Annotated in this window: 24 protein-coding genes; 9 read left to right on the top strand and 15 right to left on the bottom strand. The window is 44.4% G+C overall.

The genetic code is table 11. The annotated features are described in order from the left end of the window. Positions 1 to 58: 58 nt before the first annotated feature. From K1I56_RS04905 to K1I56_RS04895, 3 genes are all read right to left on the bottom strand, one after another. Positions 59 to 1,000 (bottom strand): serine hydrolase domain-containing protein, encoded by a 942-nt coding sequence (locus K1I56_RS04905; protein ID WP_223325410.1) that lies wholly within the window; start codon positions 998 to 1,000, stop codon positions 59 to 61. A 10-nt stretch (positions 1,001 to 1,010) separates the two neighbouring features. Beyond that, positions 1,011 to 1,778, bottom strand: coding sequence for a CppA N-terminal domain-containing protein (locus K1I56_RS04900; protein ID WP_223325409.1), 768 nt, complete (start codon positions 1,776 to 1,778; stop codon positions 1,011 to 1,013). Between the two features lie 106 nt (positions 1,779 to 1,884). Further along, on the bottom strand, positions 1,885 to 3,162 hold the full coding sequence (locus K1I56_RS04895; RefSeq protein WP_023919173.1) for an HdeD family acid-resistance protein: 1,278 nt from the start codon (positions 3,160 to 3,162) through the stop codon (positions 1,885 to 1,887). Positions 3,163 to 3,263: 101 nt separating this feature from the next. Between K1I56_RS04895 and K1I56_RS04890 the strand changes: the two genes are divergently transcribed. The 3 genes from K1I56_RS04890 (at position 3,264) to K1I56_RS04880 (ending at position 6,798) form a co-directional block, all read left to right on the top strand. After that, positions 3,264 to 5,552, top strand: a complete 2,289-nt coding sequence (locus K1I56_RS04890) for a Xaa-Pro dipeptidyl-peptidase (RefSeq protein WP_223325408.1) — start codon at positions 3,264 to 3,266, stop codon at positions 5,550 to 5,552. Positions 5,553 to 5,656: 104 nt separating this feature from the next. Further along, complete coding sequence (locus tag K1I56_RS04885) at positions 5,657 to 6,151, top strand: DUF536 domain-containing protein (protein WP_003008835.1); 495 nt, start codon at positions 5,657 to 5,659, stop codon at positions 6,149 to 6,151. Positions 6,152 to 6,204: 53 nt separating this feature from the next. Further along, positions 6,205 to 6,798 (top strand): 3'-5' exonuclease, encoded by a 594-nt coding sequence (locus K1I56_RS04880; RefSeq protein WP_223325407.1) that lies wholly within the window; start codon positions 6,205 to 6,207, stop codon positions 6,796 to 6,798. A gap of 207 nt (positions 6,799 to 7,005) precedes the next feature. On the opposite strand, the gene K1I56_RS04875 is transcribed toward K1I56_RS04880, so the two are convergent. Continuing rightward, entirely contained in the window at positions 7,006 to 7,305 is a 300-nt protein-coding gene (locus K1I56_RS04875) for a YbaB/EbfC family nucleoid-associated protein (RefSeq protein ID WP_003005613.1), read from the bottom strand. Between the two features lie 165 nt (positions 7,306 to 7,470). Between K1I56_RS04875 and K1I56_RS04870 the strand changes: the two genes are divergently transcribed. After that, entirely contained in the window at positions 7,471 to 8,244 is a 774-nt protein-coding gene (locus tag K1I56_RS04870) for a class I SAM-dependent methyltransferase (RefSeq protein ID WP_223325406.1), read from the top strand. Positions 8,245 to 8,532: 288 nt separating this feature from the next. Here K1I56_RS04870 and K1I56_RS04865 read toward each other — a convergent pair whose 3' ends face one another. The 8 genes from K1I56_RS04865 to K1I56_RS04830 are packed head-to-tail and all read right to left on the bottom strand — an operon-like array spanning position 8,533 to position 15,413. Further along, positions 8,533 to 9,354 carry an ABC transporter permease gene (locus tag K1I56_RS04865; RefSeq protein ID WP_223325405.1) on the bottom strand — a complete coding sequence of 274 codons (822 nt, stop codon included), beginning with the start codon at positions 9,352 to 9,354 and terminating at the stop codon, positions 8,533 to 8,535. Further along, on the bottom strand, positions 9,344 to 10,294 hold the full coding sequence (locus K1I56_RS04860) for an ABC transporter permease (protein WP_223325404.1): 951 nt from the start codon (positions 10,292 to 10,294) through the stop codon (positions 9,344 to 9,346). The genes K1I56_RS04865 and K1I56_RS04860 overlap by 11 nt, the downstream gene beginning before the upstream one ends. Beyond that, positions 10,282 to 11,064, bottom strand: a complete 783-nt coding sequence (locus tag K1I56_RS04855; protein WP_223325403.1) for an ABC transporter ATP-binding protein — start codon at positions 11,062 to 11,064, stop codon at positions 10,282 to 10,284. The genes K1I56_RS04860 and K1I56_RS04855 overlap by 13 nt, the downstream gene beginning before the upstream one ends. Next, on the bottom strand, positions 11,042 to 11,827 hold the full coding sequence (locus tag K1I56_RS04850) for an ATP-binding cassette domain-containing protein (protein ID WP_223325402.1): 786 nt from the start codon (positions 11,825 to 11,827) through the stop codon (positions 11,042 to 11,044). The genes K1I56_RS04855 and K1I56_RS04850 overlap by 23 nt, the downstream gene beginning before the upstream one ends. A 2-nt stretch (positions 11,828 to 11,829) precedes the next feature. Beyond that, the gene (locus K1I56_RS04845) at positions 11,830 to 13,383 is read right to left on the bottom strand and encodes an ABC transporter substrate-binding protein (protein ID WP_223141575.1); all 1,554 of its coding nucleotides are present in this window, start codon (positions 13,381 to 13,383) and stop codon (positions 11,830 to 11,832) included. Continuing rightward, positions 13,370 to 13,894 carry a DUF924 family protein gene (locus K1I56_RS04840; protein WP_223325401.1) on the bottom strand — a complete coding sequence of 175 codons (525 nt, stop codon included), beginning with the start codon at positions 13,892 to 13,894 and terminating at the stop codon, positions 13,370 to 13,372. The genes K1I56_RS04845 and K1I56_RS04840 overlap by 14 nt, the downstream gene beginning before the upstream one ends. 3 nt (positions 13,895 to 13,897) lie before the next feature. Continuing rightward, positions 13,898 to 14,746: an ATP-dependent sacrificial sulfur transferase LarE gene (gene larE / locus K1I56_RS04835; RefSeq protein ID WP_223325400.1), complete on the bottom strand. Its 849-nt coding sequence runs from the start codon at positions 14,744 to 14,746 to the stop codon at positions 13,898 to 13,900. A gap of 1 nt (position 14,747) precedes the next feature. Then, positions 14,748 to 15,413, bottom strand: coding sequence for a Crp/Fnr family transcriptional regulator (locus tag K1I56_RS04830; RefSeq protein ID WP_223141572.1), 666 nt, complete (start codon positions 15,411 to 15,413; stop codon positions 14,748 to 14,750). 161 nt (positions 15,414 to 15,574) lie between these two features. Here K1I56_RS04830 and larA point away from each other — a divergent pair, with 161 nt between their 5' ends. From larA to aao, 5 genes are all read left to right on the top strand, one after another. Continuing rightward, positions 15,575 to 16,849 carry a nickel-dependent lactate racemase gene (gene larA, locus K1I56_RS04825; RefSeq protein WP_223141571.1) on the top strand — a complete coding sequence of 425 codons (1,275 nt, stop codon included), beginning with the start codon at positions 15,575 to 15,577 and terminating at the stop codon, positions 16,847 to 16,849. 8 nt (positions 16,850 to 16,857) lie between these two features. Then, complete coding sequence (larB, locus tag K1I56_RS04820) at positions 16,858 to 17,625, top strand: nickel pincer cofactor biosynthesis protein LarB (RefSeq protein ID WP_070466622.1); 768 nt, start codon at positions 16,858 to 16,860, stop codon at positions 17,623 to 17,625. Next, positions 17,625 to 18,956, top strand: a complete 1,332-nt coding sequence (gene larC, locus K1I56_RS04815; RefSeq protein ID WP_223325399.1) for a nickel pincer cofactor biosynthesis protein LarC — start codon at positions 17,625 to 17,627, stop codon at positions 18,954 to 18,956. The genes larB and larC overlap by 1 nt, the downstream gene beginning before the upstream one ends. Positions 18,957 to 18,976: 20 nt before the next feature. Continuing rightward, positions 18,977 to 19,690: a D/L-lactic acid transporter LarD gene (larD, locus tag K1I56_RS04810; RefSeq protein ID WP_021153955.1), complete on the top strand. Its 714-nt coding sequence runs from the start codon at positions 18,977 to 18,979 to the stop codon at positions 19,688 to 19,690. Between the two features lie 135 nt (positions 19,691 to 19,825). Beyond that, the gene (gene aao, locus K1I56_RS04805) at positions 19,826 to 20,998 is read left to right on the top strand and encodes an aminoacetone oxidase (RefSeq protein ID WP_223325398.1); all 1,173 of its coding nucleotides are present in this window, start codon (positions 19,826 to 19,828) and stop codon (positions 20,996 to 20,998) included. A gap of 322 nt (positions 20,999 to 21,320) precedes the next feature. Here the strand turns inward: aao and K1I56_RS04800 are convergent, their stop codons facing one another. The 3 genes from K1I56_RS04800 to K1I56_RS04790 all read right to left on the bottom strand — a co-directional run bounded on the left by K1I56_RS04800 (position 21,321) and on the right by K1I56_RS04790 (position 23,097). Continuing rightward, positions 21,321 to 21,986: a hypothetical protein gene (locus K1I56_RS04800; RefSeq protein WP_223325397.1), complete on the bottom strand. Its 666-nt coding sequence runs from the start codon at positions 21,984 to 21,986 to the stop codon at positions 21,321 to 21,323. Positions 21,987 to 22,088: 102 nt separating this feature from the next. Then, positions 22,089 to 22,415, bottom strand: a complete 327-nt coding sequence (locus K1I56_RS04795) for an AzlD domain-containing protein (RefSeq protein ID WP_223325396.1) — start codon at positions 22,413 to 22,415, stop codon at positions 22,089 to 22,091. Beyond that, positions 22,402 to 23,097 carry an AzlC family ABC transporter permease gene (locus tag K1I56_RS04790; protein WP_003003018.1) on the bottom strand — a complete coding sequence of 232 codons (696 nt, stop codon included), beginning with the start codon at positions 23,095 to 23,097 and terminating at the stop codon, positions 22,402 to 22,404. Before K1I56_RS04790 ends, K1I56_RS04795 begins: the two co-directional genes overlap by 14 nt. Between the last annotated feature and the right edge of the window lie 115 nt (positions 23,098 to 23,212).

Genomic DNA, 23,212 nt, shown 5'->3' with positions numbered 1-23,212 from the left:
TTTCTTTCTCACGGACAGACCGTAAAAGGCCAGGATCCATCATCCTAGCCTTCCATTTCTATTGTTCAAATTCTTGTTTGATCAAATCCATCAAGGAGTTGCGGTCGAGGATCCATTGGGCCCGTTCGTCCTTCTCATAGGTCCGGTTGGACAAAAAGATCACAGCTTCCTGTCTCTTGCGATTGTACATGATGAAGGTTCCAGTATAGCCCGTATGATCCAACCAGTCACCCTCTAGATTCCATCCGAGAGCGCGGGTCTTGCCCTCTTCACGCGCAAAATTCTGAGACAAGTCACGCGCAAAATCCTCCTTCAGATAATGCTCTAAGAAGCACTCTAGATCAGCAACAGTTGAAAAAAGTCCAGCACTTCCCGCATGACGACCCAATACTCTCGCTTTTGGATCGTGGACACTTCCAGAAGCAAGCCCACGAACCGTTGGCACTGCCTTTTCGACCGGTCCAAACCGTGTTTCCGTCATCTTCCAAGGTGTAAAAATCAGCTCTTCAAATAAACGATCCAAGGGCTGGTGAAACCTGTCTTCTAACCAAAAGCCCAGCAAAAGAAAATTGACATCGGTGTAATGAAAACTCTTGTCCTCTTTTAACTGCAAATTTTCAAGAGCTTCTTTCAATTGTCTCGCATCCAATTGATCCCGGTTGGGGATAAAAGGATCAAGTCCTGAAGTATGGGTCAGGAGTTCCCGGATGGTCGTCTTCTCATGAGCAAAACGCGGGTAAAGCTCTTTAAAGGGGCGATCAAGCGCAAGCTCCCCTTTCGCGTACAAAAAGGCACAAATGGTAGCGACTCCGACGACCTTACTGACACTGGCCAAATCATAGACCAGGTCAGCCTCTACTGGCTCTCCTTTTTCAGGGTCCGCAAGTCCTAGATAGTGCTCACTCCACTGACCCTTGCGGTAAAGCGCAAGAGAGGCACCTGGATAGATGCCTTCTTGGATTTGTTCGGTAATTTTTTCGATGATTGCCTTCACGCTCATCACTCCATTCTTATGCTTCATAAGAAATATGGACCTGATCTTGATCGGCTTCAAACCAGAGTTCGATCTGACTTGGATCCTTGGCAATCAAGAAAGTTCCCTTACGGTGCACAAAATCGACAGCTTCTCCCAAGCGTTCTTTCAAGACTTCCACATCAAAAGGATCCAATTCGATCTTGATCATGCTCAAATCCCAAGTCACCTTGTTCTCCACTTGGAGATCTTCTCCTTGAGCTTCTTGCAAATGGATAAAGCGGGCAAGATCTGGCAAGCTGCTATAGAACTTCTCAGCCTCAGCAAGATCAGCCACGTTGACCTCAAGAAAGTCCACATCAAAGTTCGTCAAACCTTTGAAATCTTCGGGAGCTTCTACAAGAGGCGATTTCTCCAAAGGCTCTAGACTTTCAAGATTTTCTTCAGCATGCACGAAAATGGTATCTCCTTGAGGAGACACAACTTCAAAGGCGCGACCATTAGCTCCTTGGTAAAGGGCGCTTGTTTCTGGCTGGCGGGCCAACAAGTAATCAATTTCTTGAGCTTGTGCCACTTTCACCACGATGCGACCCAATTTCTTTGGACCTTCGACCTTACGCGAACGCATACTCGGTGACTCTTCTAGGACGATTTTTTCTACTTTTGAGGCATCTCCTAAAGACAGGAGAGCTCCTTCTTCCACTAATACTTTCATTCCCAATGTCTCTTCATAAAAGCGTTGATTGACATTTCGGTTATTCACTTTCAAGACTGGGATCACTCTTACGATCTGATTTGCTGTCATACTTTCCTCCAAGCACTTTTTATTGTAAAAGATTTTCTGGCTTTTTACAAGAAATCTTGTGCAAAAAAGACAGATTTTTCAAAAATAAAAATCTGTCTTTCTTTTTTTAGTATACTGTTCGTGTATGGACCCGCCCGTTTGGAGCTTCAAATTCGTATTCTAAGTAATCCTGATAGGTCCCTGGTGCAATCACTCCACGCACATCTAATACAGCCGTTCCTGCCTGTCCCACAATGGAATCTGCTAACAGGCAGCAATTAGTAGACAGAACAAAGTAAGATTTAAAACGCGAAGAAGTAAATTTATATAGCTCAGCCCCTAAATCATATTTCAATTTGTAAGCGTAGGTCGGCTGACCGTCTTCCAGTAACCTCCTAGGTGGATCCCAAGGTTCTAACAACTGATCAATTTCAGCTAGACGCTTCTCTACTGCCTGATTCTCTTCTTCGGTAAGGGATAGGCTGTAGCCAAACAGCGTCTTTTGACTCTCTTTTTTACATAGTTCGATGTATGGTTCCTTATCCACTTTAAACAGTACGCCATCCCCAATCGTCCCAAATAGACGCTCTGAAAAGGGATCGTAACTTCCGTAAGAAATGACCTTCCCCTGATAACAAATATCTACATGCCCAATCGCTCCAAATAAGTTGCTGTCAGAAGTATGAACCAAAATTTCTAATTCCCTTGCCTCTTCTTCTTTTTTCACCAATCGATAAGGGCCTGTGTGTCCCGCCGAGCTCCCTTTTTGAAGAAACTGGTTAAACCGTTTTAACTCCTTAGCAGGGATAAAGGCTGCAAAGATAACCGGTAGGCTAATACGAAAGCGACGTTTTAACTCTTGGCCTTGTTGGTCTTTGTCAAATAAAATACCATCTCGAATATTAGAAATCCCCAACAAGACCAGATAAGCCCCCAAGAGGATAAATTGGAAGTGCCCATCTGAACCAGGTTCCAAGACAGTTGCTAGACCAAGCCCACCGTTTAAAAGCGCATCCCATAAATAGAGCCAGCCTCCTTTTACCCGATTGGCCTTATAAAGCCAAAATGTGATCCCATAGACAATGGCACTCCCCAACTGATATGCCCCTAAACAAATCACAACTAAGTTTACGGGCAGACTACTCAGTCGATTCAACCAGATCAACGCAAGTGAAAGAAAAATAAACCAAATAGAGTGGCTATAGGAAATAGACTTGCTACGTAACAAAAAGCGAAGAAGAAAGCTTCCTAGTCCATCAACTAAAAAGTAAATGGCTAATAGATCCAAGGAAAATTTGGTGAAACCAACGCCGTTTCGAAAAATGAGAATCCCAAAAATGACGGCAAGAACCCCAAACAATAAGGTCCGTCTTCTTGCAACTTGTTCAAAAGATATTTTTTTCAATATTCCTTCTCCTTATAGACGAAAAGTCTTTAGACAAATACTATTTTATCAAGTATAATATAAGAAGTAAAGAAAAAAGAAACTGATAAAAGGAGCAGTCTATGAAATACAATCAATATAGCTATCTATCTGTTGACCAAAAAGACATTCTTAAGGAACTAAAAGAAATTGGGTTTGACCTTCCCACCCACCTCCCAGAAAAAGAACTGTTTGAATGGTTTGTCCGCAAGGTTTACTTCACCTATAAAGATACAGATTATCCCCTCTCTAACCTAGTGGTGGATTCTAAAACAGACTTTTTAACGTATATCCAATCTGACTGCGAATGGTCTCCGAACATTTTTTACACAGTAGCCCTCCAATTACTCGGTTTCCGCTATTTTATTGATTTTGAAGATACGGATAGCTTCTTGAAAGAAGTCCAATTTCCGATTGAGTATGGAAACTTGGTAGAAAACCTCTATCACCTTCTCAATACTCGAACAGTAAAAGGAAATTTACTCATCGATCAGTTGGTCAGCGATGGCTTGATTCCTGAAGATAACCAGTATCACTATTTTAACGGCAAGAGCCTCGCAACCTTTACGAGCCATGATGCCATCCGCGAGGTCGTCTATGTGGAAAGTCGGGTCGATACCGACAAAGATGGTCTGCCAGACTTGGTCAAGGTCAGCATTATCCGTCCTCGCTATGAAGGCAAGATTCCAGCTGTTATGACCGCAAGTCCTTATCACCAAGGGACCAACGATAAGGCCAGCGACAAGGCCCTCTACAATATGAATGTCGACCTCGAGGTCAAAGAACCTCATACCATTCAAGTAGAAGTACCTCAATTAGAATTGGTGGATCCTGTCGGTTCAGCTGAGCTAGTCGATGAAGCTGAAGAAACTCTCACCCATATCAATTCCAGCTATACCCTCAACGACTACCTCCTTCCACGCGGCTACGCTAATCTCTACGTATCTGGAGTGGGGACAAAAGATTCGCAAGGCTTGATGACCAATGGAAATTACCAACAAATCGAAGCCTACAAGAACGTTATCGACTGGCTCAATGGCCGTTGCCGGGCCTTTACAGATCACACACGCAAACGCCAAGTCAAAGCTGATTGGTCTAATGGAAAGGTCGCAACCACCGGGATCTCTTACCTTGGAACCATGTCTAACGGCCTTGCGACCACAGGTGTGGACGGTCTTGAAGTCATCATTGCAGAGGCTGGGATCTCTTCTTGGTACAACTACTACCGCGAAAACGGCCTCGTGACAAGTCCTGGTGGCTATCCAGGTGAAGATTTCGATTCCCTTGCCGAATTGACCTACTCGCGCAACCTTCTAGGTGGAGACTATTTGCACCATAATGCAGCCCACCAAGCCGATCTAGACATCGTGAAAAAAGAGCTGGACCGCGCTTCTGGAGACTACAATCAATTCTGGCACGACCGCAATTATCTCTTACATGCTGATCAGGTGAAGGCTGAGGTGGTCTTCACTCATGGTTCGCAAGACTGGAACGTGAAACCTCTTCACGTCTTTAATATGTTCCAGGCTCTTCCAACAAGCATCAAGAAACACCTCTTCTATCACAATGGTGCCCATGTCTATCTCAACAACTGGCAATCCATTGACTTCCGCGAAAGCATGAACGCCCTCCTCTCTAAAAAATTGCTGGGCTACGATTCAAGCTATGAATTGCCTACTGTCATCTGGCAGGACAATACAGGAGAACAAAGTTGGACTTCCTTGGATGATTTTGGCAACCAAACAAGTCAGCGAACCTTCTCCCTGGGAGATGACGAAAAAGTCATCCAAAACCGCTACGAGACAAAAGATTACGAGCGCTATGGAAAGGCTTATCCGACCTTCTTAACGGACCTCTACCAGGATAAGGCGCAACAGGTGACCATTGACCTGCCAATCGAAGAAGACCTACACCTCAACGGGAAAGCTCGCCTTCACCTGCGACTTCACTCCAGCACCAATAAAGGCCTGCTTTCAGCACAACTCTTAGAGCTTGGAAGCAAGAAGTACCTCCAACCCTATCCTGCAGTCTTATCGGTCCGTACACTGGATAACGGTCGCTACCATATGCTAGACAATTTGACCGAGTTGCCTTTCAAAGAAGCTGGCCAACGAGTCATTTCGAAAGGTTATCTCAACCTCCAAAATCGTCATGATCTCTTAGAGATTGAGACCGTGACGCCAGGCGAGTGGATGGAATTTGACTTTGATCTCCAACCAACCATCTACAAGCTCGAAAAAGGAGCGACCCTTCGCCTGGTCCTTTACACAACCGACTTCGAGATCACTGTCCGTGATCAAACCGATTACCAACTCACCATTGACTTAGCACAATCCAGCCTCCATCTTCCTGAAATGACAGAGGCCCGCTAATCGTGGTCTCAAGGCTTGCCCTTACTCGGCTTCATTTGACAGCTTAGCCTACTTATGTTACTATCTAATAGAGTATTTCATAGAAAAAGATATTAGAGGAAGTTATGGCGATTGAAAAAACTGTCAGCGAAATTGCTGAAATTTTAGGAGTCAGCCGCCAGGCGGTCAATAACCGTGTCAAGGCGCTGGCTCCAGAAGATACACAAAAAAACGAAAAAGGGGTTACCGTTGTAACCCGTAGTGGCTTGATCAAGCTCGAAGAAATCTACAAAAAAACTATTTTTGAAGATGAGCCAGTCAGCGATGATGTGAAGCAACGCGAATTGATGGAAATTTTAGTGGATGAAAAAAATGCTGAAATCGTCCGTCTTTACGAGCAACTCAAAGCCAAAGACGAGCAACTCGCTAAGAAAGATGAACAGTTGCGCGTGAAAGACGTTCAAATTGCTGAAAAAGACAAGCAATTGGACCAACAACAACAATTGACTTTACAAGCAATGAACGACCGCGATACCTTGAAACTTGAACTCGAACAAGCCAACGAAAAAGTTCAAGAGCAAGAAAGCAAAGGTTTCTGGGCACGCGTTTTCCGTCGATAATCCGGGGCTGGATCCTACCAGTCCCTTTTCTTTTCTACCACAGGAGATTTCCCATGAAAGCATTAGAAGATTATATCGCCTTTGATCTCGAATTTAACCAATACGAAGGCGCCTATCAGATCATCCAGGTGTCTGCCGTACGTTTTACGAACGGTAAAGAAGTCGATCACTACGACTCCTACGTCTACACCGATAAGCCTCTAAAAAGCTTTATTAACGGCCTGACTGGCATTACACAGGACAAGATCCAAAATGCCCCACAACTAGAACATGTCCTCATCGAATTCAAGACCTTCGTTGGAGACCGGCCCTTGATCGGATACAATGCCAAAAAGAGCGACCTTCCCATTCTACTTGAAAATGGCTTAGATTTAGAAGAGCAGTACGCTGTCGATGTCTTTGACGAAGCCTTCGAACGTCGTCCATCTGACCTTCATGGCATTAAAAATCTCCAACTCCACACCGTTGCAGAATTTTTGGGAGTTGCAGGAAAATCACACGATAGCTTAGAAGACGCCCGCATGACAGCTCTTGTTTACGAACAATTCCTCGAATTTGATCAAGGCCGTACCCTCCTTGAAGAGCAAGAGGAATTCTCCACCAAACCCTTTGGAAGCTTGGACTTATCTGGATTTTTTGATGAATAAAAAGAGAGAGTGGGACAGAAATCGGTAATTCGTTAGAATTCGATTTCGTCGTCTCACCTCCGCACAGTTGAGTCGGGCTGTAAAAGCTGATGAAATCGGCGTAGTAGAGCCCACTCAACCACTGCGTCTTGCTCGACAATCCAAAAACAATTAAGAGGCTAGGACTTTTGTCCCAGCCTCTTTTTAGTTGATGAAAACTTTCTTTGCTTAAAATGGCAATTTCCCTGCGAACGCACCGAGTTTTTTCTTGGTTGCAGCATCAATTTCTTCAATGGCAGCATTGATGGCTTGCACTGTCATATCAGAAAGCGTTTCTGTATCTTCTGGGTCAACCACTGCGGCGTTGAAATCGATGGAAACGACCTTCTTATCGCCTGTCAGGGTTGCAACAACCAAGTCCTGAGCAGATTTCCCTACAAATTGAGTTGCAGCTAATTCTGCTTGGCTTTGCTCCATTTGCTTTTGCAATTTTTGAGCTTGCTTCATCATATTTTGCATATTCATCATAGTAATGACATTCCTTCCAACTTCTGAAATTTACAGTTCATTATACCATTTTTTAGACGCTTGGAAAAGCTTTGAGCTGGGGAAGTTCTGATTCTTCTTTGATCTTGGATTCGATCTATAGTATAATGTTACAAGAAATTTCACGAAATAGAAAAAGAGGTTACCGTGTTATATAAGACTATCCAACAGTACTGGGATAAACGCTATCAGGGCTATTCCCAGAAAAATAAAAAAGAAATCGAAAGTGTTCAGATTGAAAAATGGAAGTATGAACTCATCCGTTGGCTACCAAAAGAGCGAACGATTTCCATCTTAGATATCGGTACAGGACCCGGATTTTTCCCGATTGTCTTAAAACAAATGGGTTATACCAAGGTCACTGCAATTGACGCTTCAGAAAATATGCTAGAGATTGCGCAGGAGAATCTCCTCAAATATGGCGGAGAAACACCAGATACTGTCCGCTATCTACAAATGAATGCCCAGGAGTTGGACTTTGAGCCAGAATCTTTTGACGTCATTATGATGCGCAATGTTACGTGGAATTTAGAAAAGCCCGAGAAAGCTTATAAGTCCTGGCTACGCGCTCTTAGACCTGGCGGACAACTCCTCATTTATGATGCCAACTGGTACTCTTATCTCAACGATCCTGCTATTCGTTTACAATTTGAGAACAATCTCAAGATCGTTTCCAGCGAACAGTTAGAAGATTACTGGCACGGCGAAGGGGTCGATGAGGCCTTGATTGAAGAAATCGCCCGCCAATTGCCACTAACCAAGCGCCTTCGTCCTGGATGGGATCTGGAGTTTTTGAATCAATTTGAAGAGGTCGAAGCAACAGTTGACACCGAATTTGGACCAAAAATTTGGAGCCGAGAAGAAGAACTCAACTACGCAGCTACACCGATGTTTGCCCTTTATATCACAAAAAGAAGCTGATTCCTGTTTGGATCAGCTTTAATGTTCTTTTATACAAAACTAATAAATTCTACAAAAATAAAATAATTTTATTCGTTAGAGTCATTCAATCATCTACTGAAACTTTCCGCCGTGAGAAAAGTGCTAGAAACACTATTGTTTCTAGCACTCGGAATAATTGAGACCTTAGGCTCAATTATTAGTCATGGAACTTCTTCGAAGTTCGCTGACGTCCGTATTCACCTAAGGAAAGTTTCTAAGAAGATTTTGTCTTCAATCTAAAAGCTGATTCCTGTTTGGATTAGCTTTTTATTTATATTCTTGTTGGATGGCAGAGTACTGTTTGAGGAGTCTTCCTAACACCATTACGCCTCCAATAAAGAGGATGAGAAAAAGGCTAGGAAAGGCCACGATCCATGGCGCTGTCTGCAAATAGCTTCTGCCAGTATTGATCATCGCGCCCCACTCTGCATCGGGCATCTGGGCACCCAAACCGATAAAACTCATCCCTGCAATTTCCATGACAATGGTATTCAGGTCATACACCATGGTTGTTACGACTTGGGGGAAGACGCTAGGGAGATAGTAAAGTTTGATCTTACTCCAGAAGGTATTGCCAAACATATCTGCATAGCGGAAATACGGTTCTTCTTTGATATCGAGGAGAAGTGAGCGCACTAGGTAGGCATATTTTGTCCAGCTGGTCAAACAGATAGCCAGTAATGTCTGCTCTATTCCAAGACCTAAAAAACCAACGATCCCAATCACAAAGATAATGGGAGGAAAGGCTTGAAAAAGCGTAATGACTACTTGAACCAAGCGATCCACGATCCCACCAAACTTGACACTTAATACTCCCATTAAGCAACCAAAAAGGACGACCAAAAAGAGAGCGAGAAGGGATGGAAAGAGGGTATGGGCCCCTCCGACAAACACTCGGACCAAGAGATCGCGGCCCAACTCATCTCTCCCAAAGAGGGCTTGATGAGAGGGGCTTGCTAAAACCTGGCCTAAGTCGACCTGGTTAGCGCGGTCAGCTCCCAACCACTGCGCAAAGGCCAGAAAGACTAGAAAGGCGAGCAAACCAAGGGATACCCACCGAATGTTCCGTTTGATCTGATCAGATGACATGGTTAGCTCCCTCCTTGCGATAGCGTTTTGGATTGATGAAGAGCTGGATAAATTCAGCAAAGGTATTGACTAGAAGAACACCAGCTGTAATGACCAGAACCGATCCCTGGATCAAAGGAAAATCCCGGTTGTGAACAGCTGTGATCAACATTTTCCCAATTCCTGGCCAAGAAAAGAGATACTCGATCACGGCCACACCTCCTAATAAGGAGGTTAAAGATAGGGTGATCAAGGTCAAGAGCAACGGAAATAATTGTGGAAAAATGGTTGTCCTGAGGATCTGCCCCCATCTCAAACCGCGCCCCATAGCCCCCAGCACTGCATCTGACTCAAGAATCTCTGTTAAGCCTTCTTGTAGCTGCGGGATGTAACGGCTCGACATGGTCAAGGCCAAGGTCAAAGAAGGCAGTACTGCTCCTTGTAGATTCACCGTTGATTGGATTGGAAACAGATGCAAATATAGTGAAAACACCAGCATCAGGCCAATCCCTAGAACGAAATTGGGAATGGTATTGGCGAGAGCCGTAGCAAACGAGATGACCTTAGAAAGCGGGTTCTTCTTATAAAAGATTGCCATAAAACTAAGCGGAATCGAGATCAAGAGGGTCAAGAAGAGGGTAGAGCCTGCTAGCACTAATGTATTAGGAAAATAAAAGGCCAATTCTTTTGCGACGGACGATCCGGAGTGGTAGGTCATTCCCAGATTTCCATGGAAAACTCCGAATAGCCACCGTCCATACTGCACCCAGAAGGGATCCTGAAAACCAAATTCCAGACGCTTGGCCTCAAGCAGTTCTTTTGTAAAAGGAATCCCCTGGGCAGCCAACATATTTTTAGCTGGATCTCCTGGCGCTAGATACATGAGTAAAAAGGAGATCAAACTGACGCCAAGTAAGATCAGTAGGAAACGGACCAGTAATTTACAGCTTATTCGAAACATCCACTCACCCACCTTTCTTGTAGCTGATAAGTGGCTAACAATTCCTGAGTATAGGGATCTTGTGGGCTACTCAAGCACTCACTAGTCTTTCCTAGTTCTCTGATTTGTCCTTCTTTTAGGACCATCAGCTGTTGACAAAATTGGCTGACCAAGGCTAGGTCATGGGAGATAAAGACAAAACTCATCTGAAACTGCTCCCTCAACTGCTCCAGCAAGCGCATCAGCTCTGCTTGGATGGTCATATCGAGGGCACTAGTCATCTCGTCGCAAACGAGGATTCTCGGTTTGATGAGTAAGGCACGCGCAATGGCTGCTCTCTGGCACTCCCCCCCACTTAAAAATTGAGGTCTTTGTTGGACTAGCTGGCGATTTAGGTGAACGGCCTCTAACACAGCCTCGATCACTTTTTCTTTCTCAGCTTTTGTTGACGCCTGATCAAAATGATCACAAACTTCCATCAAGCTTGAATAAACCGAGCGAGCTGGATGAAAACTAGCATGTGGGTGTTGATCAATATACTGGATCGTTTGATAGAATTCTTTAGTTGAAAAGTCTTCATAGGGACGGCCCTGTAAATAGAGTTGCCCCTGATGAGGTTTGATAAAGCGACACAGCAGATGACTAAGACTGGTCTTTCCAGATCCAGATTCGCCTACAATGCCAAAGCTTTCACCTTCTTCTAACTCAAATGAAATCGGACCTACTTGCATACCCGATGCAGAATGACGGTGGGTGAAAATCAGATCTTTACAGGTCAAAATGGTCCCCATCTGTAGCTCCTTTCTGTAAACGAGGGGTTGCAGCAAGCAACTCTTTTGTATAGTCCTCTTTCGCGGACTCTAACAATTGGACCGTAGCTCCTTGCTCAATGACCTGTCCCCCACGAATCACAAGCATGTGATCACTCAAGGCTGCAGCGACTGCCATATCATGTGTCACTAATAGAAGAGACAAGCCTTCTTCTCTTTTTAAACGGGCTAATAAGTCCACAATTTCAAGCTTTGTGACCACATCGAGCGCACTGGTTGGCTCATCAGCTAGCAAAATCCTCGGATAAGAGACCAGAGACAAAGCAATTGCGACCCGCTGCATCATGCCTCCACTTAGCTCAAAGGGATAGGCTGGCGCAATCTTTTTCGCTTCTAAACCAACCAGGTCCATACATTCTTTGAAAGAACGAATGTTAGGAATCCGCCCTTTTAGACTGTTGACTAGGTCCTTGTAATGGTTTTCAATTGTTCGTCGATCATAAAAAAAGCGCCCAGCCTGCTGGCTGATCCAAGCTATCTCACTTCCCACAAAGGAGAAGGGAAAGGCCTGCTGGAGTTGTTCCTCTCCTTGCCAACGATACTGGCCTTTTGCAATCCAGAGATCTCGCAAAGGGAGTCCTAGCAAAACCTTTAGTAGGGTAGACTTCCCGCTGCCACTTTCTCCGACAATAGCCAGGCTCTGAAATTCTCCTAATTGAAAGGAGACATCTTCAAGAATGATCCGATCCTTGGATTGGACCGTTAGGTGTTGAAGTTCAAGCATACTTATTCCTTTGTTAATTGATTGGTTATATGGTAATAGTCTGAGGCACTCGATGCGAGCCCTGACACGCGGTCATTCATAATGACTGCCACCTTAAACGTCACCAAAAAGCTGATCGGTAGATCCTCTTGAATCTCCCTTTGGAGGTCCTTACTCAGCTCTTGACGCTTCTCTTGATTGCCTTCTATCCCCAGAGTTTGAATGAGTTGGTCTACCTTGTCGCTCTTATATTTTCCAAGATTAACTGAACCGTCTGAAGCCAGTGAACTCTTAAAGAAGGGGTAGGGGTCGCCTACAGGAGTCGCCACCATGGTATAAGGCGTAAACGAATAATCTTCTGCTGCAGCAATCGAGCCCACTTCAACAGTCCGAATCTTCACATCGATCCCAATCTGCTTCAAGGCAGCTTGTGTCGCCTGAACTGCTAAAGGAATCTCTGGCAAACGCTCATAAGAGAGAGCTGTCAATGTAACCTTTTTACCATCTTTATAGCGAAACCCATCTGCTTTTTTCAAGTAGCCTGCTTGGTCCAAGAGCTTCTCAGCTTCCTTGGCATTCGCATTTGGAACAGGCTCTTCTAAAGCAAAAGGAAAGCGACTTGGAAACGGACCACTTGTAGCTTGGGAACCTTTTTGAAAGAGCGATTGACTATAGGTCTTTCGATCAATCACCAAATCAAGGGCTTTTCGTAGCGTCTTGTCTTTCATCCAAGGATCTCGGAAATTATAAACATAAGAAAGATAGCGCGAGCCATCAACTTCTGAAATCCGATAACCTGTTTTCTTACGATAAGAAGCTAGATTGAGCGCCGGCATCCCATAAGCCGCATCGATCTCACCAGCATCTAAGGCGAGACTCATCGAGGTCGCATCTGAAAAGGAGCGAATCTCCACCTTCGCTACTTTGGCTGCCCCATTCCAATAATTGCCAAAGGCCTTTAAACTAGCCCCATTTTCTGGACGAAAAGCCGTCAGCTGATACGGGCCTGTCGCAACAACCGATTTTCCAGTTGACTCCTTGGCTCCCACATGAAGGATGGTCGAATACGGATCTGCCAAGAGGTTCAAAAGAATCGGTTGGGGCTCTTTGGTTTTGATCCGAATGGTATGATCTGTCGTTGTCATTTGCTCGATCATTAATTCACCTGCCGCCCGCTGATTGGAAGTCAAAAGATGTTCCAACGACTCCTTTACCGTCTTAGGAGTCATGAGGCTGCCATCATGAAATCGCACCCCTTGACGGATCGTGATTTCCCACTCCAGAGGAGACAACTGTTCACCCTTAGTTGCCAGCCAAGGCTGGATCTGAAGCTGATCATCCATTTTAAACAAGGTCTCTCCGACCCCGTAGCGCACCGTAAACCAGCCATTGTACTCTTTGACTGGATCAATATTGGCTGGAAATTGGGTATAGCCCATAGTTACTGTATCACGAGAAGAGACCGTTTTTTCCTGGCTCTCCTGAAAAGCCCTTAAGCCTAGCAAGCAAATTCCTGCTAAAAGGAGCGTCCAGCAGAGCTTGGCCCAAGATCCTTTTTTTCTTTTAAAAACCAGCATGTTCTGCTAGATACCCCTCTTCTTCTTTGGTCGATATTCTCCCTAAAATAGCATTGCGGTGCGGATAGCGTCCAAATTGTTGGAGAATCTCCGCATGCATCTTCTCATACTTCAAGCGTTTTTCGAGCCCCGGTTGATCAAACAAGCGCAAGGCTACTTCATGGACGACTAAAGATTCAGAATGCATAAAGGGCATGTAGAAAAAACCTCTTTGTACAACTGGTAGATCCAAGGCTTGCTCTAACCCTTCTTGGGCCAAGACCAAGGCCAGGGAATCTGTCGCAAATGCTTGAACCGTCCCTCGAAAAATGTTGCGAGGAATCTGGTCCAAGAGCAAAATCTCTGCTAAACGCCCTTCTGCTGTAGTGCGCCAGCCAAACAATTCCCCACGACTAGCCTTCCAATAGAGTCCCTCAAAGCGCTCCCGCATTTCTTGGTCCAACGCATCCGATTTTTTAAACCAATCCTCTGGCTTCAACTCTTCAAACCAAAATCGTACTACTTCATTCATGCCTTATTCCGCCATAATTTTTTCTTTGGTTTTTTCATCCAAAGAGTCATTCATCCTACCATACTTGTAACCAGCCAAATCCAAGGCTACATAAGTAAAGCCAATTCCCTTCATAAAGTCATTGATCTTGTCATGCATTTGGATCGCTTCAAGAAGATGGTCCTCTTCTACTTCGATACGGGCCAAATCCCCATGCACGCGTACACGGGCTTGTTCAAAACCAAGTCCTACAAGGAACTCTTCCCCCTCAAAGACTCGTTGAACATTTTCCAAAGTGATTTTCACTCCGTATGGGAAGCGGGAGGCTACACTACAAGACGGAACCTTGTTCCAATTGGAGACACCTCTTTCCTTAGCCAATTGACGAATTTCTGTCTTATAGAGACCTGCTTCTTGCAAGACACTGCGTACTCCCGCTTCGTTTCTAGCCTTGATACCTGGGCGGAAGTCGTCTATATCATCCATGATCATGCCGTCTACCAATTGCTCAAATCCCAATTCTGTAACAGAATCCTTAATAGTTTGGTACATCAATTGCTTGGTGTAATACCAAATATTAGGAGTGTTGGCAGCAATACGCGGATCACTCAATTCTCTCATTTCAAGCCCCAGTATCGGTGCCCCCAACTGATCCGCCAAATCAAGCGCTAAATTAAATTCCTCATCTGAGAAGAGTTCTGAATTCACCACTGCTGCAATCACATTGTCAGGCCCTAAGGTGTCCAAAGCAACCTTTAAGAGATAGGAACTATCAATCCCACCAGAATAGGTAATGGCCACTTTTCCGATTTCCCGCAAAATGTCTTGTAATTTTTCTTCTTTTTCTTTTCTGATTTGTGCTTCTGTTGCCATGTTAGAATGTTTCCCTTCCAATTAATTCTTCGATGCTTTCTGTATCCAAAATAACGATCTTTTGCTGTCGAATGTCTAAAACACCCTCCCGCTTTAATTCATTCAGAATGCGATTGACACTGTTTCGGGTTGAAATCCCACAAAAACCAGCAATATCTTCGTTGGTAATATTAAAGTCAATCAAGACACCATCGTCCTGCTCTACCCCAAATAAACTGCACAGCTTTTGTAGGTGGAAACAAACCGCGCCTTTTTTCCCATTCATCATCATGTACTGCTGGGATTCCATACTTTCAGACAGTTTATTGCGATAATAATCCCGTACGTAGTCTTGCAGTTCCTTCTTTTCTTTGACAAAGGTCCAAAACTTAACCCGAGGAATCCGATAAAAGCTTGCCTCGGCTGTTTCCACGCGTACGTTAAAAGGCGAGTCCGTATAATTGGATACCTCGTCCCGTAACAGGGACACAATATCTGTCGCTTTTAAATAGGAAAAGTTAAATTCTCGACCATCACGCATGATGACACTGGTCTTTACGACCCCTTCTTTTAAAATATAGATGTAGTCCTCTTTAATCCCGCGATAAGAGAGGTAGCTGTGGTATTTTTTCTTGATAATGGGCGTTCGCCTCTCTTCCAAGAATTTCACTAAAAATGCTGAATCCACGCGCGATTTTCCTCCTTCTTCATTCCTTTGTAGAAGTCACACTAATGATACACCTGTTCTTGATTAGTATAGTTAACATTTGTTAACATCAATTAGTACACACCTCTTTTAAAAAAGAATTATACTATAAGTATCAGTATTAATAAAGGAGATCGCAAATAATGGTAGAAATTAAATTACCGTACGACAAAAAGACGATTGTTGCAAAGATTCCAGATGAAAACTTTGCAGGATTGTTAGAGTCTAAGGCGGAAAACTTCCATAACCCACTGTCTGAAGAAGAAACTGTTGAACGTTCAATGGACAACCCTATCGGCAGCCCAACTTTGGAAGAGCTTGCTAAAGGCAAAAAAGACATCGTGTTGATCAGCTCTGACCACACTCGTCCCGTTCCTTCTCACATCATCACCCCAATCATTTTGCGTCGTATTCGCTCAGTTAACCCTGATGCACGTGTGCGTATCTTGGTTGCTACTGGTTTCCACCGTCCTTCAACTCGCGAAGAATTGATCAACAAATACGGCCAAGAAATCGTTGACAATGAAGAAATCGTTATGCACATTTCAACAAATGACGACGACATGGTTAAAATCGGTCAACTTCCTTCAGGTGGGGATTGTATCATCAACAAGATCGCTGCTGAAGCTGACTTGTTGCTAGCAGAAGGATTCATCGAATCCCACTTCTTTGCTGGATTCTCAGGTGGACGTAAATCAGTCCTTCCAGGTATCGCTTCATACAAAACTATCATGGCGAACCACTCAGGTGACTTCATCAATTCTGATAAGGCACGTACTGGTAACCTTGACCACAACCCAATCCACGAAGATATGCTTTACGCTGCTCGTACTGCAAACTTGGCCTTCATCGTCAATGTTGTATTGGACGGCGAAAAACACATCATCGGATCTTTCGCTGGGGACATGGTTGAAGCCCACAAAGTTGGTTGTGACTTCGTTGCAGACTTGGCACGTGTGTCTAAGATCGAAAGCGACATCACAATTTCTACAAACGGTGGTTTCCCACTTGACCAAAACATCTACCAAGCTGTTAAAGGGATGACTGCAGCCGAAGCTTCTAACAAAGAAGGCGGAACAATCATCATGGTTGCTGGATGTGCAGACGGTCACGGTGGAGAAGGTTTCTATCGCAACCTTGCTGACGTAGAAGATCCAAAAGAATTCTTGGAACAAGCTATCAATACACCTCGTTTAGAGACTGTCCCAGACCAATGGACTTCTCAAATCTTGGCACGTATTTTGGTACACCACCATGTTATCTTTGTATCTGACCTTGTAGATCCTGCTTTGATTACAGGTATGCACATGGAACTTGCAACTTCATTTGATGAAGCGCTTGAAAAAGCCTTTGCTCGTGAAGGAAAAGATGCTAAAGTAACAGTTATCCGCGACGGACTTTCTGTCGTTGTTGAATAGAATCAAACATGGATTTTCAACCCAATCTAGAACAGACACTCCGTTCTTTGCAAGCAGGTCATCTCTCCGTTGAGGATGCGCTTGAGCAAATCAATGGGGTTAAAGAACTAGGGTATGCAGCAATTGATACTGACCGGCAACGTCGCAACGGCTTCCCTGAGGTCGTATACGGCGAAGGAAAGACAGTTGAGCAAATTGAAGGGATCCTGCAATTTCTTTCAGAAAAAGAATTGCCGATCCTCACAACAAGGGTCTCTCTCCAAAAGGGAGAGGCTCTTTCTCAGCGCTTTCCGACTGGCCACTATTATCCAGAAGCTCGCTGCTTCGTTCTCAACTCTAAAAAAGAAGAAGCCGATCCTGAACACTACATTGCGGTCGTCACAGCAGGGACAAGTGATGTTCCTGTTGCAGAAGAAGCTGCAGTCACTGCAGAAACCTTTGGCCATTCGGTTCACCGAATCTATGATGTGGGAGTCGCCGGCATCCATCGCCTCTTCAATCGCTTAGAAGAGATCCAAAAGGCCAGTGTGATCATCGTGATTGCTGGTATGGAAGGAGCTCTTGTCAGTGTCGTTGGAGGTCTTGTGGATGTGCCTGTGATTGCCGTTCCGACTAGTATTGGATACGGAAGCAACCTTCAAGGGCTAACGACCTTGATGAGTATGTTGACCTCTTGTGCTTCTGGAGTCACCGTCGTCAATATTGACAATGGATTTGGTGCAGCTTATTCAGCATGTATGATCAACCGACTCAACCTCAATCGAAAGGAAAACTGATGACCAGTCTATTTTTAGAACCTTTTTCTGGAATAAGTGGCGATATGCTCAACGGTCTTCTTGTGGACCTTGGGGCAGATGTCGAACTTCTTCACACAGAACTCGAAAAACTGGGAGTGGATGGTTTTCACCTCCACGTTCATCGCGTCGCAAAAAGCGCAATTTGGGGAACTGATTTCGATGTTCACCTTCACCACGGGGAGAAAGATACGGGGATTGAAGGTGATTTTGATCATGATCACGATCATGAACATCATCACGATCACGAACATCATCATGATCACGAACATCATCATGATCACGAACATCATCATGATCACGAACATCATCATGACCATTCCCATGCGGATGCTCGCAGTTATGCGGATATCCACGGTTTAATTGCCGCTTCACAGTTGAGTCCTTTTGTGAAACAAAAAAGTCTGGAAGTTTTTCTTGATATCGCAAAGGCCGAAGCAGCTGTGCATAACATGCCTGTCGAACAGATTCATTTCCATGAAATTGGAGCAATTGACTCCATCGTCGACATCGTTAGCTTTTTCATCCTAGTGGAATCGCTCGGTATCGATACAGTTTACTCCACTCCTCTCACTGAGGGAAGTGGGACCATTTCAGTTGCCCATGGAGAAATGCCTGTTCCGGTTCCCGCTGTGATGCAATTGAGAAAAGGGACGACTATTCCGATTACTCAAGACTTCACAGTCAAAACGGAGTTGATTACTCCAACAGGGTTAGCCCTCCTTAAGGCATTGTCCCCAATCTTTGAACCAATCCCCTCTCACCTTTCTATCGAAAGTGTTGGCTATGGATTTGGTAAAAGAGAGACTGGAAAATTTAATGCTTTACGCGGTTCGCTATTGAGAGAAGACACCTCTCACAGCACCACTGTTGTTCATCGCACGGAAGATCAAATCGTTGAGATCACCACTACGATCGATGATCAAACACCAGAGCAACTCGGTTATATTATCCACCGCTTCCTGGACGCTGGAGCTTTAGATGTCTACTATCGTAGCGTCGTTATGAAAAAGAATCGCCCTGGCTTTGAGTTAATTCTCTTGATTCAAGGAAGTCAGTTGGAAGATTTTTCAACCCTCTTGTTCAAAGAAACCAGTACCATTGGTTTTCGATACCAACAAGTTGACCGCAAGGTCATGCAACGTCGGTTTGAACAAATCGATACGGAATTTGGAACCGTTACGGTTAAAATCAATCAGTACGGATCCATCACTAAGAAGACGCTTGAATACGAAGACTGTCAGCGTATTGCTACGGAGATGCAGTTGTCGATTCAAGAGGTTTATCACCAATTACAAAAATACATTTATTAATTTAGGAGACATTTATTAACATGACACATCAATTACTTGCAGAAGTTATGAGTACAGCTTTGATGATTATCTTCGGGGTTGGCGTACACTGTGACGACGTTTTGAAGAAAACAAAATATGCTGGAACTGGACACTTATTCGCGATCACAACATGGGCATTCGGTATCACTGTCTGCTTGTTCGTCTTTGGCGGCGTTTCAATGAACCCTGCTATGGCTTTGCTTAAAGTCCTTCTTGGTAAATTGACAATCGCTCAATTCTTCCCAATCGCAATCGCTGAATTCATCGGTGCCTTCCTTGGAGCAGTCATTGCTTACTTTATGTATGCAGATCACTTCAAGATTTCTGAAGGTCAAATTGATGGTGTTGCTATCCGTAACATCTTCTCTACAAACCCTAACTGCCGTAACCTTCCACGTAACTACTTCGTCGAAGCGTTCGCAACATTTATCTTCTTGACATCTATCATGGCTGCTGAACACGCCAACGAAGCAATGCTTCCATTCACTGTTGGTTTGATCGTTTGGGCTATCGGTATGGGTCTTGGTGGTACTACAGGTTTCGCCATGAACCAAGCGCGTGACCTTGGACCTCGTTTTGCTTACCAAATCTTACCAATCAAAGATAAAGTAAACAACGACTGGCAATATGGTCTTCTTGTACCAGGTACTGCTCCATTTGTTGGTGCTGTCCTTGCCTTCTTCTTCATCCGTTACTTCCTTGGAATCATGTAATGAGTTGATTGAAAAATCATTCAAAAGCAAGTATCGAAAGGTGCTTGCTTTTTTGATCCCTTCATTATCCGAAGCCAGCCATAAAATGATATAATGGACAAAGCAAATCATGAAAAAAAGAGAAAGAAGATTGATATGACTCACTTTCACACCATTGTCATCGGTGGTGGCCCAGCAGGTATGATGGCGACCATTGCCAGCGCCTCTTATGGCCAACCTACGCTACTGATCGAAAAAAATAAAAGGCTCGGTAAGAAACTTGCTGGTACCGGAGGAGGTCGCTGTAACGTCACGAATAGCGGGACCTTAGACGATTTGATGGCCGGTATCCCTGGAAATGGCCGTTTCCTTTACAGTGTGTTTTCCCAATTTGATAATCATGATATCATCCAATTTTTCACCGATAATGGCGTCAAGCTAAAAGTCGAAGATCATGGCCGGGTCTTTCCTGCTAGTGATCAATCTCGCACCATTATTCAAGCCTTAGAAAATAAGATCCTTGAGCTAGGTGCTAGCATTGCCACCAACTGCGAAGTGGTCTCCGTCACCAAGCCAGAAGACGTCTTTATTGTCAAGTCTGCTGAAAAAACATGGACAGCTGACAAGCTGATTGTCACAACTGGGGGCAAATCCTATCCTTCTACCGGTTCTACTGGCTACGGACACGAAATTGCCCGCCACTTCAAACACACCATCACCGATCTCGAAGCGGCAGAAAGTCCTCTTTTGACAGACTTCCCACACAAGGCCCTCCAAGGGATCTCTCTGACAGATGTGACCCTCAGCTACGGCAAACACATCATCACCCATGACCTGCTCTTTACGCATTTCGGTCTTTCTGGCCCTGCAGCCCTTCGGATGTCTAGCTTTGTTAAAGGTGGGGAAATCTTATCTCTGGACCTCCTTCCGACTACCTCTTCTCAAGAGTTAAAAGACTTTCTAGAAGAGCATCGAGAAAAGTCCATTAAAAATAGCCTCAAAACCCTTCTTCCTGAACGGTTAGCTGATTTCTTGGCGCAAGGATTCCCTGAAAAACCCAAACAACTCACTCCTACTCAGACAGAAAAGCTCATTCAAAACATCAAAGAGATGCCTATTCCTGTCACTGGGAAGATGTCACTAGCCAAGTCCTTTGTCACCAAGGGCGGCGTCAGCCTCAAAGAAATCAATCCTAAAACCCTTGAAAGTAAGCTAGTTCCTGGGCTCCACTTTGCAGGAGAAGTCCTCGATATCAATGCCCATACAGGCGGTTTTAATATCACATCCGCCCTCTGTACCGGTTGGGTAGCAGGAAGCCCTCATTACTAAAAAACGAACTCGATTTGTTCGAGCTCGTCTTAGAATGATGACAAACTATTTTAAAGTAAAATAAGTTAAGTAATTCTACAAAGAAATATAAATGTGGTCCAATTCTTAGAATGAATAAAGAAAATGCCGAAACTTTCCGCTGTGAGAAAAGTGCCTGAAACTTTTTGTTTCAGGCACTCGGAATTATTGAGACCTTAGGCTCAATAATTAGTCATGGAACTACTACGAAGTTCGCTGACGTCCGTACTCACTTAAGGAAAGTTTTTAAGAGAACTTTGTCTTCAATCTGAAACGAACTCGATTTTCCATCGAGTTCGTCTTTTTATTGTTCTTTGGTTAATGAAAAACGGAAATCATTGTATTTGTTGTAGTCAAATGGTGTATTGGTAGCCGTTGTGAAAACAATCGGTGTATAGTGTCCTTCTTCTAAGATAAAACCAGGTTCGAGTCGGAAATCAGCGACACCTAAGCCTGTGATCCCAGGGAGCAAGGCATCAGCCCCATCAAGACCTTCAGCATCCCAATAGTAGATATTTCCAGTTGCTTGGACGGCTCTTGCCGTATAGGTAGCTGTTCGAGTCGGTTCGCTGTCATTTTTGAAGCTTACCACTGTTGTTACATCCCCATTGGCATCGACGGTCATTTTAATCGAATCCGCTTGTGGACTAGATCCTACCCAAGTTCCCACCAGTTCTGCAGGGACAGTAGCTTGCGTCGGAGTAGACGCATTCTCGGTCTTACTAGAGTCTTTTGTACCTGTCGCGCTACTGGTTTGAGTTGAAGAGCTAGCTGTATCTTTTGCCTGAGCAGAAGATGCTGCACTCTTTTTGCTATTACTTTTGGCTTTTTTCTCTACCTTACTGGTAGATGCTTTTGCGGAGGATGAGGAAGCTGTCTTTTTATCCTTAGCACCACAACCACCGAGAGCTAGACCAAGTGAAGCAGCCACTAGAACGGCGGCACTCCAACGGAAGATTGATTTTTTCATACGATCACCTCTTTATCTTTCTGACTCCCATTATACCTCAATTATTACAAAAATCAAGTTTTTTTGTAACAATTGTAATTTTTTTGTAACATATTTTTTCATTTAAAATGCCAATCGTAATAGAGCGATCAAGACAATTCCAAACAAAACGGTTCCCATAAGGTTTTTATAACGAAAGGCTACAAAGAGACTGGGAATGGTCACCATGAGGTCCAACCAGTGGAGCTGCGGGAGGCTTCCCATTTTCCCATCTACTAAGCTTGACAAAACCAAAGCAAAGATAATGGAAATGGGCAGGTATTTGAGAAAGCGGGTCACAGGAGCCGGCAGTCCCTTGTATTTGACTAAGAGGAAGGGCAGGATCCGAGGAATCCAGGTAACGAGGGCTGAGGCCAGAATGGCCATGAAGATAGAACTATTCACGCGCATCACAGACCACCCCCACAAAACAGCCGATCAAGGTCGCAGCTAGCACAGCTAGCGGTTGCGAAACAAAAAAGAGTAAGAGAAAGAAACTCACTGCTACTGCTAACAGCACCATGAGCATAGTCTTGGTCTTTTCTGTCAGTTGCATTCCTTGAAACTGGGCTGCAAAAATCCCAATAAACATAGCCACTAAAGCAAAATCAAGTCCAAAAGCCTTTGGATCAGGTAGGAGAGATCCCAGAGCTGTTCCGATAACCGTCGCACTGATCCAGGCCACATAGCCTACTAGATTATTCCCATGCATCCAAGGAACTGTAATGGTATCCGTCTTTAACTTCTCACTCAAGTAGACCCCATAACTCTCATCGGTCAGGAGGCTTCCAATCCCGATGGTATGAGCGAGACTAGCATCCTTAAAGTCAGACGATGTATGCAGACTCATCAACATATTACGGAGATTGATCAAACACACCGTCAAGGCCATATTCAAGATCGAAGAATGAGCCGCAATCAGAGAGATCATCGCAAACTGGGCCGCCCCAGCATAGACTAATACACTCATCAAGGCCATCTCCAAAGGAGAAAGATAGGGAGATGCCACCACACCACAAGCCAGGCCAATACTGATATAGCCCAAAGCCGTCGGTAGCGCGTCCCTCACCCCCTGCCAAAAATCTTTTTCCACTCTCTCACTCCTTTCTAAATCATTGACCTCTATTATAACACAAGAAAAAAGGTTGAAAAAGGACAACTGAGAGAGAAAGCTTTATAATCCCAGCCCTCCTCAATCTTTTATTCCT

It is taken from the genome of Streptococcus parasanguinis (assembly GCF_019929185.1).
GTDB lineage: Bacteria > Bacillota > Bacilli > Lactobacillales > Streptococcaceae > Streptococcus > Streptococcus parasanguinis_O.
The sequence above is the reverse complement of the archived record's forward strand: the minus strand, read 5'-3'. Positions and strand labels throughout refer to the sequence as shown.

Coding starts and splice junctions, on each gene's coding strand:
- larD (WP_021153955.1), top strand. CDS start 18,977: ATGACACATCAATTACTTGCAGAAGTTATGAGTACAGCTTTGATGATT.
- K1I56_RS04840 (WP_223325401.1), bottom strand. CDS start 13,894: ATGAATGAAGTAGTACGATTTTGGTTTGAAGAGTTGAAGCCAGAGGAT.
- K1I56_RS04890 (WP_223325408.1), top strand. CDS start 3,264: ATGAAATACAATCAATATAGCTATCTATCTGTTGACCAAAAAGACATT.
- K1I56_RS04865 (WP_223325405.1), bottom strand. CDS start 9,354: ATGTCATCTGATCAGATCAAACGGAACATTCGGTGGGTATCCCTTGGT.
- K1I56_RS04795 (WP_223325396.1), bottom strand. CDS start 22,415: ATGCGCGTGAATAGTTCTATCTTCATGGCCATTCTGGCCTCAGCCCTC.
- K1I56_RS04845 (WP_223141575.1), bottom strand. CDS start 13,383: ATGCTGGTTTTTAAAAGAAAAAAAGGATCTTGGGCCAAGCTCTGCTGG.
- K1I56_RS04855 (WP_223325403.1), bottom strand. CDS start 11,064: ATGGGGACCATTTTGACCTGTAAAGATCTGATTTTCACCCACCGTCAT.
- K1I56_RS04860 (WP_223325404.1), bottom strand. CDS start 10,294: ATGTTTCGAATAAGCTGTAAATTACTGGTCCGTTTCCTACTGATCTTA.
- K1I56_RS04880 (WP_223325407.1), top strand. CDS start 6,205: ATGAAAGCATTAGAAGATTATATCGCCTTTGATCTCGAATTTAACCAA.
- larC (WP_223325399.1), top strand. CDS start 17,625: ATGACCAGTCTATTTTTAGAACCTTTTTCTGGAATAAGTGGCGATATG.
- K1I56_RS04800 (WP_223325397.1), bottom strand. CDS start 21,986: ATGAAAAAATCAATCTTCCGTTGGAGTGCCGCCGTTCTAGTGGCTGCT.
- larE (WP_223325400.1), bottom strand. CDS start 14,746: ATGGCAACAGAAGCACAAATCAGAAAAGAAAAAGAAGAAAAATTACAA.
- aao (WP_223325398.1), top strand. CDS start 19,826: ATGACTCACTTTCACACCATTGTCATCGGTGGTGGCCCAGCAGGTATG.
- K1I56_RS04900 (WP_223325409.1), bottom strand. CDS start 1,778: ATGACAGCAAATCAGATCGTAAGAGTGATCCCAGTCTTGAAAGTGAAT.
- K1I56_RS04885 (WP_003008835.1), top strand. CDS start 5,657: ATGGCGATTGAAAAAACTGTCAGCGAAATTGCTGAAATTTTAGGAGTC.
- larB (WP_070466622.1), top strand. CDS start 16,858: ATGGATTTTCAACCCAATCTAGAACAGACACTCCGTTCTTTGCAAGCA.
- K1I56_RS04875 (WP_003005613.1), bottom strand. CDS start 7,305: ATGATGAATATGCAAAATATGATGAAGCAAGCTCAAAAATTGCAAAAG.
- K1I56_RS04850 (WP_223325402.1), bottom strand. CDS start 11,827: ATGCTTGAACTTCAACACCTAACGGTCCAATCCAAGGATCGGATCATT.
- larA (WP_223141571.1), top strand. CDS start 15,575: ATGGTAGAAATTAAATTACCGTACGACAAAAAGACGATTGTTGCAAAG.
- K1I56_RS04905 (WP_223325410.1), bottom strand. CDS start 1,000: ATGAGCGTGAAGGCAATCATCGAAAAAATTACCGAACAAATCCAAGAA.